The 14,688-nt window shown below is 65.8% G+C and carries 16 protein-coding genes; 12 read left to right on the top strand and 4 right to left on the bottom strand.

Going from position 1 to position 14,688, the window contains the following annotated elements:
* Positions 1-181: 181 nt before the first annotated feature.
* The 8 genes from B2W55_RS11285 to B2W55_RS11250 all read left to right on the top strand — a co-directional run bounded on the left by B2W55_RS11285 (position 182) and on the right by B2W55_RS11250 (position 8,142).
* On the top strand, positions 182-814 hold the full coding sequence (locus B2W55_RS11285; protein WP_024581431.1) for a hypothetical protein: 633 nt from the start codon (positions 182-184) through the stop codon (positions 812-814).
* Between the two features lie 80 nt (positions 815-894).
* A complete protein-coding gene (locus B2W55_RS11280) occupies positions 895-1,479 on the top strand; it encodes an NnrU family protein (protein WP_024581432.1) in 585 nt (194 codons plus the stop codon).
* A 2-nt stretch (positions 1,480-1,481) separates the two neighbouring features.
* Positions 1,482-2,303: a 3-methyl-2-oxobutanoate hydroxymethyltransferase gene (gene panB / locus B2W55_RS11275; RefSeq protein ID WP_024581433.1), complete on the top strand. Its 822-nt coding sequence runs from the start codon at positions 1,482-1,484 to the stop codon at positions 2,301-2,303.
* 11 nt (positions 2,304-2,314) lie between these two features.
* On the top strand, positions 2,315-3,913 hold the full coding sequence (locus B2W55_RS11270; RefSeq protein WP_024581434.1) for a class I adenylate-forming enzyme family protein: 1,599 nt from the start codon (positions 2,315-2,317) through the stop codon (positions 3,911-3,913).
* Between the two features lie 156 nt (positions 3,914-4,069).
* On the top strand, positions 4,070-4,726 hold the full coding sequence (locus tag B2W55_RS11265) for a tetratricopeptide repeat protein (protein WP_024581435.1): 657 nt from the start codon (positions 4,070-4,072) through the stop codon (positions 4,724-4,726).
* 46 nt (positions 4,727-4,772) lie between these two features.
* Complete coding sequence (locus B2W55_RS11260; RefSeq protein ID WP_024581436.1) at positions 4,773-5,327, top strand: hypothetical protein; 555 nt, start codon at positions 4,773-4,775, stop codon at positions 5,325-5,327.
* A 182-nt stretch (positions 5,328-5,509) separates the two neighbouring features.
* On the top strand, positions 5,510-6,895 hold the full coding sequence (gene der / locus B2W55_RS11255; RefSeq protein WP_024581437.1) for a ribosome biogenesis GTPase Der: 1,386 nt from the start codon (positions 5,510-5,512) through the stop codon (positions 6,893-6,895).
* An 8-nt stretch (positions 6,896-6,903) separates the two neighbouring features.
* Positions 6,904-8,142, top strand: coding sequence for a TCR/Tet family MFS transporter (locus tag B2W55_RS11250; protein WP_024581438.1), 1,239 nt, complete (start codon positions 6,904-6,906; stop codon positions 8,140-8,142).
* Between the two features lie 18 nt (positions 8,143-8,160).
* Here B2W55_RS11250 and B2W55_RS11245 read toward each other — a convergent pair whose 3' ends face one another.
* Together B2W55_RS11245 and B2W55_RS11240 are read right to left on the bottom strand one after the other, a co-directional pair.
* Entirely contained in the window at positions 8,161-8,802 is a 642-nt protein-coding gene (locus B2W55_RS11245; protein ID WP_024581439.1) for a glutathione S-transferase family protein, read from the bottom strand.
* A gap of 37 nt (positions 8,803-8,839) precedes the next feature.
* Complete coding sequence (locus B2W55_RS11240) at positions 8,840-9,232, bottom strand: YybH family protein (RefSeq protein WP_024581440.1); 393 nt, start codon at positions 9,230-9,232, stop codon at positions 8,840-8,842.
* Positions 9,233-9,451: 219 nt separating this feature from the next.
* On the opposite strand from B2W55_RS11240, the gene B2W55_RS11235 reads away from it, so the two are divergent.
* From B2W55_RS11235 to B2W55_RS11220, 4 genes are all read left to right on the top strand, one after another.
* Complete coding sequence (locus B2W55_RS11235; protein ID WP_145987269.1) at positions 9,452-9,724, top strand: hypothetical protein; 273 nt, start codon at positions 9,452-9,454, stop codon at positions 9,722-9,724.
* Between the two features lie 116 nt (positions 9,725-9,840).
* Complete coding sequence (locus B2W55_RS11230) at positions 9,841-10,515, top strand: TetR/AcrR family transcriptional regulator (protein ID WP_024581442.1); 675 nt, start codon at positions 9,841-9,843, stop codon at positions 10,513-10,515.
* 226 nt (positions 10,516-10,741) lie between these two features.
* Positions 10,742-11,404: a DUF3313 domain-containing protein gene (locus B2W55_RS11225; protein WP_024581443.1), complete on the top strand. Its 663-nt coding sequence runs from the start codon at positions 10,742-10,744 to the stop codon at positions 11,402-11,404.
* A gap of 51 nt (positions 11,405-11,455) precedes the next feature.
* Entirely contained in the window at positions 11,456-12,022 is a 567-nt protein-coding gene (locus B2W55_RS11220; protein WP_024581444.1) for a DUF2147 domain-containing protein, read from the top strand.
* A 135-nt stretch (positions 12,023-12,157) separates the two neighbouring features.
* On the opposite strand, the gene B2W55_RS11215 is transcribed toward B2W55_RS11220, so the two are convergent.
* Complete coding sequence (locus B2W55_RS11215; protein ID WP_024581445.1) at positions 12,158-13,384, bottom strand: ABC transporter substrate-binding protein; 1,227 nt, start codon at positions 13,382-13,384, stop codon at positions 12,158-12,160.
* Between the two features lie 152 nt (positions 13,385-13,536).
* Positions 13,537-14,586: a hypothetical protein gene (locus B2W55_RS11210; protein ID WP_244442219.1), complete on the bottom strand. Its 1,050-nt coding sequence runs from the start codon at positions 14,584-14,586 to the stop codon at positions 13,537-13,539.
* Between the last annotated feature and the right edge of the window lie 102 nt (positions 14,587-14,688).

The following is a 14,688-nucleotide window of genomic DNA, read 5'->3' as shown; positions in this document are numbered from 1 at the left end:
CGCGGCTTCTCCGTTCGATCAGCGCCGTCTCTGGAATACTGGATCGCCGGGCTAAAACATCGAGCCGGGCGATGACAGCGAGGTTGTGGCGAGAAAAGCGCGAGGACGTGAACCGGCCCCGCTTGATGCGGTCGGGCAGCGGTCCCATTTCTCCCCGGAAGCGCATTCCGGGTCCGCATGCATGCTCCGACGCGTCGCCATCCGCCTCGCTCTTGCCGCGCTAACCGTTGCCGTCGTGGGCACGGCTGCCGCGCGGCAGCGGCACCAGACCAACCCGGTGCCGTTCGCGCACACGCCCTGTAGCGTGCTCGATAACGGGCCGTGCATCCCGTCCTATTGCAGCGTGCTCAATCACGGGCCGTGCCTTCCCGAGATCGATTATCCGTACGGTGAAAATCTCCAGCTCACGATCCTGACCGTGCCGCCGCAAGATCAGGCGGAGAAGTACCGCAAGCCGGACCATGATCTCGATACCATCGGCGATCTGTTCGCCGCGCTGCGCGCCTGCTGGTCGCCGCCGCCACCTGACGATGCGCGCGAGGGCATGCAGATGTCGGTGCGCTTCAGCTTCAAGCGGTCGGGCGAGATGATCGGCGCGCCGCGGCTGACATTTTCAACGCGAGGCATCCCGGCCGATACCCGCACGACCTACCTCAACGCCATCAATGCCTCGCTCGACGCCTGCCTGCCGCTCAAATTCACCGGTGGGCTCGGCGGCGCGCTGGCCGGCCGGCCGATCATGATCCGCTATGTCGACAATCGCGAATTGGCCAAGCCGGCCGGCGATCCGTCCAAGCCTGCCGGCAATCCGTGATCCCACACCCGGCGTGACGCATTGCGCACCGACCGGCGAAGATGTTACGCGAGGATATCAATCTATCAGGGAGGAACATCGTGGGACTGCTCGTCATGATCCTGGGTCTCGTGCTGTTCCTCGGCGTCCATGTGCTGACCAGCCTGCGCGAGTTGCGCGCAAGCCTGGTGAACGCGATGGGCGAGGGCGCCTACAAGGGCGTCTATTCGCTGGTCTCCGCGGCGGGGCTCGCGCTGATCGTCTGGGGCTTTGCGCATTATCGCGCGACCGGGTGGATCGACGTCTGGACGCCGCCGACCGCCTTCAGGCACATCACGGTGGCGCTGATGCTGCCTGCCGTCATCCTCGTCGTTGCCTCCTACATCCGCGGCCGCATCTACACCACGCTGAAGCATCCGATGCTGGCCGGCGTGAAGCTGTGGGCGTTCGCGCATCTGCTCGCCAACGGCGACCTCGGCTCGATCATCCTGTTCGGCTCGTTTCTCGGCTGGGCGGTCTATGACCGCATCTCGCTGAAGCGCCGTGCGGATGCCGGCGCGCCGCCGATCCCGGTCGGCGGAGTCACCAACGACCTGATCGCGGTCGCGGTCGGTATCATCGCTTATCTGGCGCTGGCGTTTGCGTTCCACCCGGTCGTGATCGGCGTGCCTGTCATGGGAGCCTGACTATGTCTGTTCAATCCGCCATCAAGCGCAAGACCGCGCCCGATCTCCGCGCCCGCAAGAACGGCGATCCGATCGTGATGCTGACGTCGTATCACGCGCACACCGCGGCGCTGCTCGACAAGCACTGCGACGCCATTCTGGTCGGCGACTCCCTCGGTAACGTCATGCATGGTTTCGAGACCACGGTGCCGGTCACGCTCGACATGATGATCCTGCAAGGACGCGCGGTGATGCGCGGCTCGCAGCAGGCGCTGGTCGTGGTCGACATGCCGTTCGGCTCTTATGAGGGCTCGAAGGAGCAGGCGTTCCAGTCCGCGGTGCGGATCATGAAGGAAACGCTGTGCGGCGCGGTCAAGCTCGAAGGCGGCGTGCGGATGGCCGAGACGGTGGCGTTCCTGTCCGAGCGCGGCATTCCCGTGATGGGGCATATCGGATTGACGCCGCAGTCGATCAACACGCTCGGCTCGTTCCGCGCGCAGGGGCGCGAGGAAGCCGATTGGGCGCCGATCGAGAACGACGCCAAGGCGATCGCCGAGGCCGGCGCTTTCTCGATCGTGGTCGAGGCGATCGCCGAGCCGCTGGCGCGCAAGATCACGCAGGCGATCGCGGTGCCGACCATCGGCATCGGCGCCAGCGTCGCCTGCGACGGCCAGGTGCTGGTGCTGGAGGACATGCTCGGCCTGTCGGCGCGTGCGCCGAAATTCGTCCGCCGCTACGGCAATCTCGGTCCCGCGATCGAGGAGGCGGTGTCGGGCTATGCGCGCGACGTGAAGAGCCGCGCCTTCCCGGGGCCGGAGCACGTCTACGGGATGAAGAAGAGCTGAACGAGGCGCGCATGGACTGGTCGCAACACGCACTTCCGCTGATGCGGCTCGAGCCGCGTTTCGGTGACCGGGTCGTGCCGGCGTTCGTGGAGCGGCCAGCCAGCCTGTGGGCGATGATCGCCGATGCGGCTGTGCGAAACGGCGACGGCGAAGCGCTGGTCTGCGGCGAGACACGCCTGACCTGGCACGAGGTCGTCGAGACCTCGGCGCGGGTCGCGGCGGGCTTTGCGAAGCTCGGCCTTTCGCCGGGCGACCGCGTTGCGATCCTGCTCGGCAACCGCATCGAGTTCGTGCTGACGATGTTCGCGGCCGCGCATGCCGGGCTGGTGACGGTGCTGCTGTCGACGCGGCAGCAGAAGCCCGAGATCGCCTATGTGTTGAACGATTGCGGCGCGAAATGTCTGGTCCACGAGGCTACGCTGGCCGATCGGATCCCCGACGCCGCTGATATTCCCGGCCTCGCGCATCGCATCCCGGTCAGCGACGACAGCGCGTCGCAATTCGCCGTGCTGCGCGACAGTGCTGCGGCCGGGACGCCGGCGGAGGTGAGGGAGGAGGACACCGCGATGATCCTCTACACCTCCGGCACCACGGGCCGGCCGAAGGGCGCGATGCTCGCCCATTGCAACATCATTCACTCCTCCGACGTGTTCGTGTCCTGCCTGAAGCTGACCAGCGCCGATCGCTCGATCGCCGCGGTGCCGCTCGCGCATGTCACCGGCGCGGTCGCCAATGTCACGACCATGGCGCGCTGCGCCGGCGCGTTGATCATCATGCCGGAGTTCAAGGCGGCGGCGTATCTGAAGGTCGCCGCGCGCGAGCGTGTCACCTACACGGTGATGGTGCCGGCGATGTACAATCTCTGCCTGATGCAGCCCGATTTCGACAGCTACGATCTGTCCAGCTGGCGGATCGGCGGCTTCGGCGGCGCACCGATGCCGGTCGCGACCATCGAAAAGCTCGACGCCAAGATTCCCGGACTGAAGCTCGCCAATTGCTATGGTGCGACCGAGACCACCTCGCCCTCGACCCTGATGCCGGGCGAGCTCACCGCCGCCCATATCGACAGCGTCGGCCTGCCGTGTCCCGGCGCCGAGATTATCGTGATGGGGGCTGACGGCCGCGAGGTGCCGCGTGGCGAGATCGGCGAGCTCTGGATCCGCAGCGCCTCCGTCATCAAAGGCTATTGGAATAATCCGAAGGCGACCGCGGAGAGCTTCACCGCCGGGTTCTGGCACTCCGGCGATCTCGGCTCGGTCGATGCCGCCAATTTCGTCCGCGTGTTCGATCGCCAGAAGGACATGATCAACCGCGGTGGTCTCAAGATCTATTCCGCCGAGGTCGAGTCCGTGCTGGCGGGCCATCCCGCGGTGGTCGAGAGCGCGATCATCGCCAAGCCATGCCCGGTGCTCGGCGAGCGCGTGCATGCTGTGATCGTGACCCGCGCCGAGGTCGATGCGGACAGCCTGCGCGCGTGGTGCGCCGAGCGCCTCTCGGACTACAAGGTGCCGGAGACCATGGCGCTCACGGCGCAGCCGCTGCCGCGCAACGCCAATGGCAAGGTGATCAAGCGCCAGCTCAGGGAAAGCCTGACCGCAGCCAAGGCGTGAGCCGGGGCAGGCAAACTCCCACCGTTAACGCTTTGATCCGCCTCGCTTTGCCTTGCCTCCGCCACACCGTTAGGGTAACGCCGCCGCGATGTGGGGATCGGGTGTGGGCTGGGCTCCACCGAGATTCGCGGTCCCGAGGGGATGGGATAGCCTTAAGTGTCTGAATTATTTGACGAAGTAGACGAGGAAGTCCGTCGCGATCAGCTCAAGAAGCTGTGGGACAAGTACTCGATCTTGATCATTGCGCTGGCGATCCTGGTGGTCGCGGGCGTCGGCGGCTGGCGCGGCTATCAGTATCTCGAGGCCAACAAGGCCGCCGAGGCCGGTGCGGCGTTCGACCGCGCCGTCGAGCTGTCGGACCAGAACAAGCATGCCGAGGCCGAAGCGGCCTTTGCCGATCTGATCACCAAGGCGCCGTCCGGCTATCGCACCCTGGCGCGGCTGCGCATGGCTGCCGAGGTCGCGACACGCGATCAGCCGGCCGCCGCGAAGCTCTACGACGAGATCGCGGCCGACCGCAGCGTCGGCGCACCCGAGCAGGATCTGGCGCGCATTCGCGCCGCGCAGATCGTGATGGAGACCACCACCTATCCGAACATGCTCCAGCGGCTCGAGGCGACGGCGACATCGAAGGATTCGACGTTCCGCCACTCGGCGCGTGAGTTGCTGGCGCTGTCGGCCTGGCACGCCAACGATGCCACCGCCGCGCGGCAGTGGCTCGACCAGATTGCCAATGACGGCGAAACGCCGCCGAGCCTGCGTTCGCGTGCCGAGGCGCTTCAGGCCTTGCTGCCTCCGGTCGCCAAGAGCTGACGAAGAGCTGATCCTGCGTAACTCGAGTTCAAGTGAGAGATCGACCATGCGCCGCTCGCAACGCCTGATCGCAGCCGCAGTCCTGACAGCGCTTTGCGGTGCGCTGGCCGGTTGCGGCAGCGGCGGCATGGCCAATTTCGATCCGAGCGACATGCTCGATTTCCTCGATACCAAGAAGAAGCTGGCAGGCGATCGCAAGCCGGTGTTCCCCGAAGGCGTGCCCGGCCTCGAGCAGGGCGTGCCGAAGGAATTGTACAAGGGCTCGCAGCAGGAACAGCTCGACCAGCAGAACGCCGCGGCCGCCGCTGCGGCTCAGCCCGCTCCGCCGCCCGAGCCGCCGAAGGGCGCCAAGAGGCACGGCAAGCGGGCCGCGCCGGCTGCCGATCAGGCGGCTGCGCCCGACGCGGCAACCGAGGAGGGCGCGCCCGCTGCGCTGCCGCCGGAGCCGAAGCCGAAGAAGATCGTGCGCCGCCGCACCACCGCGCCGCCACCCGACGACCAGCAGGCGCAGCCTGCGGCGCCGGCCCAGCAGACCCAGACCACGCAACAATCCGGCGGCGGGTTCCCCGCGCCGCTACCGAGCGGTACGTTTAGCCGCTAGGGCTGGACTGCGAGGCCGTCTCGCCGCCTCATGGTTCGAGACAGGCGGCGCTGCCGCGCTCCGCACCTCGTCCCGAGAAGGCGCGAAGCGCCGTCTCGCAGGATGCGGCCACCGAACGAGAAGAGGCACGGGCTACCCGAAGCTCATTGACTCCAGCTTCATAAATTGCGCTTGGATAGTTCATGTCTTTCACGATTGCCATTATCGGCCGGCCCAATGTCGGAAAGTCGACGCTGTTCAATCGGCTGGTCGGCCAGAAGCTCGCGCTGGTCGACGACGAGCCGGGCGTGACGCGGGACCGCCGCGAAGGCCAGGCCAAGCTCTACGATCTCGATTTCACCATCATCGACACTGCGGGGCTCGACGAGGGCGCCAAGGGATCGCTGACGGCGCGGATGCAGGAGCAGACCGAGACCGCGATCGAGCTCGCCGACGCCCTGATGTTCGTGATCGACGCCCGCGTCGGCCTGACGCCGACCGATCGCGCCTTTGCCGACTTCGCCCGCAAGGCCAACAAGCCGGTGGTGCTGGTCGCCAACAAGGCTGAGGGCAAGCATGGCGAAATCGGCGCGATGGAATCCTACGCGCTCGGGCTTGGCGATCCCGTCCAGATCTCGGCCGAGCATGGCGAGGGTATGGGCGATCTCCACGAGGCGCTGAGCGCGCTGATGCCGGAGACATCAGAGGCGGACGACGATGATATTGCTGACGACGAGGACATTTCGGAAGAGGAGGCTGCGCAGCGTCCGATCCGGGTTGCGATCGTCGGCCGGCCCAATGCCGGCAAGTCGACCCTGATCAACCACCTGCTCGGCGAGGAACGGCTGCTGACCAGCCCCGAGGCCGGCACCACGCGCGATTCCATCGCCGTCGAGATCACCTGGCAAGGCCGCCAGTTCCGGGTGTTCGACACTGCCGGCCTGCGCCGCCGCTCGCGGATCGAGGAGAAGCTGGAGAAGCTCTCGGTCGCCGACGCGCTGCGCGCGGTGCGTTTCGCCGAAGTGGTCGTGATGATGATGGACGCGCAGAACAAGTTCGAGGAGCAGGACCTGCGCATCGCCGACCTGATCGAGCGCGAAGGCCGCGCCATTGTCCTCGCGGTCAACAAATGGGATCTGGTCGAGCGTAAGCCCAACCAGATCTCGCAACTTCGCATCGACGCCGATCACTGGCTGCCGCAGGTCAAGGGCGCGCCGATCGTGGCCGTCTCCGGCCTGATGGGCGAGGGCATCGATCGCCTGATGACGGCGATCCAGCAGGCCTATGCGGTCTGGAACCGGCGCCTGCCGACCGCGGCGCTCAATCGCTGGTTCGAGCAGGCAATCCAGGCCAGCCCGCCGCCCGCGGTCTCGGGCCGCCGGCTGAAGCTCAACTACATCACGCAGGTCAAGGCGCGGCCGCCGAGCTTCGTGCTGTTCTGCTCGCGCGCCGATGCGATCCCGCGGTCCTATCTGCGCTACCTCACCAATTCGCTGCGCGAGACCTTCGACCTGCCGGGCACGCCCATTCGTATTACACTAAGAGAAAAGGCCAATCCGTTCGCCCACAAGCGCAAGCGGCCGTCGTGAGCGGAGAGGTGAGCGCCGACACCTCTGCCGTTCAGCAGCCGCGCCGCGGCGCCGTCATCTTCATCTTCGTCACGCTGCTGCTTGACATGCTGGCGCTCGGGATCATCATCCCGATCCTGCCGAAGCTGATCGAAGGCTTTGTCAGCAACGACACCGCCAACGCGGCGCGCATCTTCGGCCTGTTCGGCTCGATCTGGGCGCTCATGCAGTTCGTCTGCTCGCCGGTGCTCGGCGCGCTGTCCGACCGCTTCGGCCGGCGGCCGGTGGTGCTGCTGTCGAATTTCGGTCTTGCCGCCGATTACGTGCTGATGGCGCTGGCGCCGAACCTGATCTGGTTGTTCATCGGGCGGGCGATCTCGGGCATCACCTCGTCGAGCATATCGACCGTGTTCGCCTATATCGCCGACGTCACCGCGCCGGAACAGCGCGCCGCGATGTTCGGCAAGATCGGCGTTGCCTTCGGCGCGGGCTTCATCCTGGGACCGGCGCTGGGCGGCGTGCTCGGCGAGATCGATCCGCGGCTGCCGTTCTGGGCGGCGGCGGGCCTGAGCTTCGTCAACGGACTCTACGGCCTGTTCATCCTGCCGGAATCGCTGCCGGTGGAGCGGCGCGCACCGTTCAAATGGAAGAGCGCCAATCCGATCGGTGCGCTGCGCTTCCTGCTCTCGAACAGGACGCTGGCCGGCTTGTCGCTGGCGACATTCTTCGGCCAGCTCGCCCATGTCGTGCTGCCGTCGGTGTTCGTGCTCTACGCCACCTATCGTTATGGCTGGGACACCGGCACGGTCGGCGCAACGCTCGCGCTGGTCGGCCTCTGCGGCATGATCGTGCAGGGCGCGGCGATCGGTCCGATCGTGAAGCGCCTCGGCGAGCGCAACGCGCTGTTCCTCGGCCTTGTCTGCGGCGCCCTGGGTTTCGTGATCTTCGGCGCGGCGCCGTCAGGGCAATTGTTCTGGATCGGCATTCCCGTGATGGCGCTGTGGGGCCTCTCCGGCGCCGCAACCCAGGCGCTGACGACACAACTCGTCGCCGCCGACCAGCAGGGCCAGTTGCAGGGCGCGACCTCGAGCGTGCAGAGCATGTCGGAACTGATCGGCCCGTTCCTGTTCACGCTGACCTTTGCGTATTTCATCGGTGACAACGCACCGCTCGCGTTGCCCGGCGCGCCGTTCTATCTGGCGGGCGCGCTGCTGGTGCTGGCGCTTGCGATCGCCGCGCGCGCCACGGCGACGAGGACGATCGCTTAGCTTCGCGGTGCGCCCCCGCTACAAACCCGGTGATCGCGCCGCCCAAGCCTTGGTGGCCTGGCAGCTTTCCATCGCCCGGACATAGGCAGGGCGTGCCGTCGTGCGGACGAGATAGTCCCGCTCGATAGAACCAGGGACGTAATGGCCAGTTCGCAGGCCGAGCAGCAGGGCGTAGCTCACCGAGATATCGGCAGCGGTGAAGCGGTCGCCAGCGAGATAGGGGAAATCGGCGAGGCGGCGGATCACGAGACCCAGACGGCTCTCGAAGGTCTCGAGTGCCCAGCGGGTGACTCGGGCGTCTCGCTCGGCTTCCGGCGCCAAATTGCGACCGACAATGACGGCGTTCATCAGCCCGGCGAGCCCGGCCTCGCCCAGATGGAGAAATTGCAGATAGGAAGCGAAGGCGGGATCGTCCGGGGCGACGGCCAACGACGCTGAGCCGTGGCGGGCGAGCAGGTACTGAAGGATCGCGACCGACTCGACCATGATCGTCTCGCCGTCCTGTAGTACGGGAATGAATCCGGCGGGGTTGATCGCGAGAAAATCGCGGTCGTTCTCGACCGCAAACAGATCGACCGGGCGCAGCCGATAGGCCAGTCCCAATTCCTCGAGCAGCCAGACAATACGGAAGCCGCGACCTTCGCCATAGACGGTGAGCATGGATGAGCATTCCTGGATTGGGTTATGAGTTCGCGATCTAATCCGTCGCCGGCACCGAATGGTGCTCATGCGTGATGCGCCATGCGCCGCCGACATTGCGCAATCCGATTGTTAGCCTGAACTGGAAGGTGGCGTCGGGCGGGCCGCAGCGCATCACCATCACAGCGAAGGCCACGTCGTCGCCGGCCGTGATCGCGATCTCATCGATGTCGAAGGCGTGGGAGGGGCGGTAGCAGCTGAAGAACAGATCCCACGTCTTCCGGTACTCGTCCAATCCGCGCGACTGCAACGGCGGTGGAACATCGAACATCACGATGTCCTGATCGTGATGCGCGAGGATGCCTGGATAGTCCTGTCGGCGGACGGCGGCTGCCCAGCCGTCGATGAGCGCCCTGATCTCGGTCTCCGCCGTCTTGCTCCGCTGTGTCATCGCTGTGCTGCTCCGGGTGCCGGCCGATCGATGCTTCGAGGACGAAGGCGCGAGCGCCGATCCGACATCTGAAATCGCGTTTCGGTCCGAGGCGGATTGGGGCCGAAACGGCCTGATCAGGATTTTGCTATCGACAAACCATCCGGTTGGTTTGTATATTGACCGACGTACCGGATGACGACGCGCGCGTTGGCCGGCGCCGCGCCCGACAGGAGGAGCATGGTGGACGACGAGGCCGCTGAGATCTGCGATGAACTGACCCGCTTCAGCGATGCACAGGCGGCGCTGCTGACCTCGCGCGGTCTTGTCTATCTGACCGACCTGAAACTCGACGGCGACAGGCACGGCACGATCGTCGCCGCCAGTCATGCCGACGCGGAGGCCGTCGCCCGCGCGCGCGGCCGGGGCGAGCGGGTGATCGGCCGAATGGCCTTTGGTTTCCTTCACGACCTGCGCCGCCGCCTGCTGCAAAAGATGCGCCTATGCGCATGAGTGATCGGATTGCGCGCTGCCTGGCGGCAACCGATGCCGCGCTTGAGATTGACTGGTGCGGCTGAGATACTGCGCGCACACGACTCCTTCCGAATGCCCTACGTCTTGAGTGTCATATGGATAATCCTTCCCGCTCGGAACGCTCCCGCAATGCCGCCCTCGATGCCGCGATCACCATCGTGACGCGCGACGGTCCGGGGCGCCTGACGCTCGACGCGATCGCGCGCGAGAGCGGCCTCAGCAAGGGCGGCGTGATGCACCAGTTCCGCACCAAGGAAGCGGTGCTGCGCGCCTTGCTCGAGCAGCAGATGGCATATTTCGAGGACTTCTCGAACCGCTACATCGAGAAGGCGCGCGAGACCACGGACCAGCCCGAACTGGCAGCGCAGATCGCAACGCTCAGGGAGGCGATCTCGACGCCGCGGGCAGGGGCGTTCGCGCTGCTGGCGGCGATGAACGAGAATCCCGAATTGATGGCGATGCCGCGCGATGTCGACATCGAGAAGGTCGCGCGCATGAAGGCCGAGGCGCGCGATCCCGATCTCGCGCTGCTGCGCTGGGCAGCGGCGCGCGGGCTGCTGCTGAGTTCGCTGTTCGGCCTGTCGTCGCTGAGCGATGCGGAGCGTGATCGTCTGTTCGAGCGGCTGCTCGACGACAGCAAGTGGACTGCGATCGAGCAGGGCGCGACGGGCGCGGCAAAGACATCGAGGACGACGGCCGTGCGCGCGGCATCGCCGAAGCCGTCGGGCGCGCGCGCCGCAAAACCCGACTCCGCACGCAAGCGCGGCTGAATCTCCAGGAATCCCCCGACGCCTCGATCGTCGCATTTTTGGTCCCGGTTCCTGAAATTGCAACTTTACAAACCAACTGGTCGGTTTTATAGTTCGTCGCACTGAGGCTAGGCCTGGCGGCGCCCGGACGGCGAGCAAGGTCGGCAGTGACGGCCGCAGCCGCACTTCAGCCCCGGACGTGGCTGCGGCCGTGCTGCTTTCCGACGGTTCGGATGAGGAGATTGGAATGGACAGCTCGATCGCCGCGCGCGGTCTGGGAGCGATGACGCTTTGCGTCCTCGCGGCAGGATGCGCCGCCGTCACGCCGGTGGCTTATTCGGAGGTGGGCTCATCGGCCTACATGACGCCCGACACATCGGATCCTTCGGGCCGCGTGCCGTATCGCTACGCTCCGCCGGTCGACTGGCGGACCTACAACAAGGTCATGATCGATCCGGTCGTGATCTATCGCGGCGCGGATCATCAGTTCGGCGAGATGTCCGAGAAGGACAAGGAGACGCTCGCGGCCACCATGCAGACCCGCTTCGCCGACAGGCTGCGCGGCCGCTTCGCGGTGGTGAACACGCGCGGGCCGAACACCTTTCGGCTGCGGCTGACCTTGACCGGCGCGGTCGCCAACACGCCGGTGCTCGGCACGCTGTCGCGCTTCGACCTCGCCGGCGCGGTCTACAACGGCGTGCAGGCGGCGCGCGATCGCGAGGGCACCATGACCGGCTCGGTGATCTTTGTCGTCGAGATGTTCGACAGCGCGACCTCGCGCCTGCTCGGCGCCTATGTCAGCAGGCAATATCCCGGCGCTTACGACATCAAGGCCAGTGTCGGCGATCTCGCGGCCGCCACCGCGGGCATCGACAAGGGTGCCGATGCCTTCATCGCGCAATTGAAGTGAGGCGCGCCGCGCGCGTCCCGAAACCATCCCGACAATGAAAGGTCCCGGACAATGAACTTTCTGGTTCGCATGTTTCTGCGCAGCCTGGTCGCCGCGCTGCTGATGAGCTCGACCGGCCGCGCCGAGACGATCCCAGCCGATCCGAGCGGCACCTGGCTGACCGAGAACGGACAGGCCCGCATCCGCCTCGAGCGCTGTGGCACCGCGCGTGACCGCATCTGCGGATTCATCGTGTGGATGAAGGAGCCGGTCGATCCGCGCGGCCAGCCGCTTCGCGACAGCCTCAATCCCGATCCCGACAAGCGAGCCCGTGCGCTGCTCGGCCATCAGTTGATCCTGGGATTGAAGCTGACGCCGGAGGGGAGGTTCGACGGCGACATCTACAATGCGGAGGATGGCAAGTCCTATGCGGTCTCGCTGTGGCGCGATAGGTCCGATCGATTGAAGCTGAAGGGATGCCTGATGAAGTTCCTGTGCCAGACCCAGACCTGGACGCAGACGCTCGACGTGCAGTCCGGACAGCTCGTCGGTCTGACCGGCGACGTCGGCGGCCCGCGCGCCGACAAGGAATGGGCGTCGCTGCCCGCTCAGGCGAAGGCGAAGTCGGCGGCGAAGTGAAAGGCGTAGGGTGGGTTAGCGAAGCGTAACCCACCGACTTCGTGCCGTAGAAAGAGATGGTGGGTTACGCCTTCCACCTTCGCTCGGTTGAGCTTGGGCGGACGTAGCCGGCTAACCCACCCTACGAAGCCGCGCCTATTTCTTCACCAGCGGACAGTCGCTGGCCTCGAGCGGCTTGGCGGCGTCCTCCGGCGAGATGGTGGCGATCAGCTTGTAATAGTCCCAGGGATACTTCGACTCTTCCGGCTTCTTCACCTCGAACAAATAGGCCGGGATGATGCGACGGCCATCGATCCGCAACGGGCCCTTGCCGAACAGCGGATCGTCGGTCGGGATCTCCTTCATCTTGGCGACCACCTTGGCACCGTCATGCGGATTGCCGCCCATCGCGTCCAGCGCCTTCAGGTAATGCAGCACGCCGGCATAGACGCCGGCGACCGTCATCGAGGGCATCGAGCCCTTCGGCGAGACCTTCTGGAAGCGCTTCGACCAGGCGCGGGTCTGGTCGTTCATGTCCCAGTAGAACGACTCGGTGAAGGTGAGGCCTTGGGCGATCTTCAGACCCAGCGCATGGACGTCGTTGACGAACAGCAGCAGCGCCGCGAGTTTCTGTCCGCCCGCGGTGATGCCGAATTCGGACGCCTGCTTGATCGCGTTGGTGGTGTCGCCGCCGGCATTGGCAAGCCCGATGACCTTGGCCTTGGAGGCCTGCGCCTGCAGCAGGAACGAGGAGAAGTCCGCGGTGTTGAGCGGGTGCTTGACGCCGCCGAGCACCTTGCCGCCGTTGGCGGTGACGACCGCCGAGGTGTCGCGCTCCAGCGCATGGCCGAAGGCGTAGTCGGCGGTGAGGAAGAACCAGGTGTCGCCGCCCGCTTTGGTCAGCGCCTTGCCGGTGCCGTTGGCGAGCATATAGGTGTCGAACGTGTAGGAGATCGTGTTGGCGTTGCAGGCCTTGCCGGTGAGGTCGGCGGTCGCAGCCCCCGAATTGAGCACGATCGAGTTCTTCTCCTTGGCGAGGTTGCTCACCGCCAGCGCGACGCCGGAGTTCGGCGTGTCGGTGATGATGTCGACCTTCTCATTGTCGATCCAGTTGCGCGCGATGTTGACGCCGACGTCGGGCTTGTTCTGGTGGTCGCCGCTCACCACCTCGATCTTCCAGCCCTTGGCGCGCAGGCCGGAATCTTCCACCGCCATGTTGGCGGCTGCCACCGAGTTCGGGCCGCCGATGTCGGCATAGAGGCCCGACATGTCGTTCAGCACGCCGATCTTGACGTTCTTGTCTTGAGCGAAGGCAGGAGTTGCAAGGCTGAGTGCAGCGCAAACGAAAAGCACGGCGTGGCGCCGCGCGAGCGTCGTCGTCATGTGACATTCCCTCCACTGTCATTTTTTCCCAGCGGCCCTCTTGCGGGGCCTCATGCCGGTCGTTCGAGTTCCCGCTTACCCTTTCCGGGCGCAAGCGGCAATCCGCATAAAGCCGGATGAAGTGCGTCCAAGCGTCATCCCGCGGTCATCCGTCACTTCAGCGCATCCGAGGTCAGCCGGAATTTCTGGATGCGCTTTCCGGTGTCGACCTCGGCCGTATAGACGTTGCCCTTGGCGTCGACGGCGAGGGCGTGCACCCAGTGGAATTGCCCGGCATTGCGGCCGTTGCGGCCGAAGCTGCCGACCACGGTGCCATCGTCACGCTTGATGATCCGGATCTCGTTGTTCTCGCCGTCGGCGCTCAGCAGATAGGTCTGGTTCGGATCGGGCCACAGCGCGAGATCCCACACCGCGCCGTTGCCGAGCGTGTTCTTCTCGAAGAAGAACTCCTTCACGAAAGTACCGTCCTTCTTGAACACCTGGATGCGGTTGTTGATGCGGTCGCAGACGTAGACCAGCCCGTCATTGGCGATCTTCACGCAGTGCACGGGATTGGCGAATTGCTGCGAAGGCGGCGCCTTCGGATCGTAGGGCGGTTGCTTGGCGTCGTCGGGCTTGTTGCCATAGGCGCCCCAGTGCCGCTTGTAGGCACCGGTCGTGGCATCGAACACGATCACGCGCCGGTTGCCGTAGCCGTCGGCGACATAGATCTCGTTGGCCGCCTTGTCGATCGCGGTTTCTGCCGGCTTGCCGAGCTGGGTGGTGTCGTTCGATCCTTTGCTGGGCGCGATCGAGCCGATCTGCGACACGAACTTGCCGTCGAGGGTGAATTTCAGGATCGCATTGTCGTTGTCGGCATTGCCGCCGATCCAGACGAAGCCGCGCTCGTCGACCTCGATGCCGTGCTCGCGGCCGACCCATTGATAGCCGTCGCCGGGGCCGCCCCAGGCGCGCAGCAGATTGCCGTCGGCGTCGAATTCGAGCACCGGCGGCGCGGAGATGCAGCACTTCGAGCGCGGCGGATTGAGGCTCGCGCCTTTCTCGTCGTCGGTCAGCGAGCGCGGCCGGTGGATCATCCAGATGTGACCCTGCCAGTCCACCGTGATGCCGCCGACCTGGCCGAGGATCCAGTTGTTCGGCAGCGGTTTCGGCCATGTCGCATCGACGGCGAAGGTCGGGATGTCGCCGGCTCGTGCGGGCATCCCGGGCAGGGCCGAGACAGCGAGGCAGGCGGCGAAGGCCAGGCCGGACAGCGTTGCGCGCAGGGGTGGAAGCATCGGCATCTCGGTTGCTCTCGTTGGAGT

The organism is Bradyrhizobium sp. UBA2491, from assembly GCF_002341725.1.
In the GTDB taxonomy this organism is placed as follows: Bacteria; Pseudomonadota; Alphaproteobacteria; order Rhizobiales; family Xanthobacteraceae; genus Bradyrhizobium.
This window is presented reverse-complemented; position numbering and strand designations above follow the sequence as displayed.

Coding starts and splice junctions, on each gene's coding strand:
- B2W55_RS11260 (WP_024581436.1), top strand. CDS start 4,773: ATGCGCCGCTCGCAACGCCTGATCGCAGCCGCAGTCCTGACAGCGCTT.
- B2W55_RS11245 (WP_024581439.1), bottom strand. CDS start 8,802: ATGCTCACCGTCTATGGCGAAGGTCGCGGCTTCCGTATTGTCTGGCTG.
- B2W55_RS11230 (WP_024581442.1), top strand. CDS start 9,841: ATGGATAATCCTTCCCGCTCGGAACGCTCCCGCAATGCCGCCCTCGAT.
- B2W55_RS11225 (WP_024581443.1), top strand. CDS start 10,742: ATGGACAGCTCGATCGCCGCGCGCGGTCTGGGAGCGATGACGCTTTGC.
- B2W55_RS11270 (WP_024581434.1), top strand. CDS start 2,315: ATGGACTGGTCGCAACACGCACTTCCGCTGATGCGGCTCGAGCCGCGT.
- B2W55_RS11240 (WP_024581440.1), bottom strand. CDS start 9,232: ATGACACAGCGGAGCAAGACGGCGGAGACCGAGATCAGGGCGCTCATC.
- B2W55_RS11215 (WP_024581445.1), bottom strand. CDS start 13,384: ATGACGACGACGCTCGCGCGGCGCCACGCCGTGCTTTTCGTTTGCGCT.
- panB (WP_024581433.1), top strand. CDS start 1,482: ATGTCTGTTCAATCCGCCATCAAGCGCAAGACCGCGCCCGATCTCCGC.
- B2W55_RS11285 (WP_024581431.1), top strand. CDS start 182: ATGCTCCGACGCGTCGCCATCCGCCTCGCTCTTGCCGCGCTAACCGTT.
- der (WP_024581437.1), top strand. CDS start 5,510: ATGTCTTTCACGATTGCCATTATCGGCCGGCCCAATGTCGGAAAGTCG.
- B2W55_RS11210 (WP_244442219.1), bottom strand. CDS start 14,586: ATGCCCGCACGAGCCGGCGACATCCCGACCTTCGCCGTCGATGCGACA.
- B2W55_RS11235 (WP_145987269.1), top strand. CDS start 9,452: ATGGTGGACGACGAGGCCGCTGAGATCTGCGATGAACTGACCCGCTTC.
- B2W55_RS11220 (WP_024581444.1), top strand. CDS start 11,456: ATGAACTTTCTGGTTCGCATGTTTCTGCGCAGCCTGGTCGCCGCGCTG.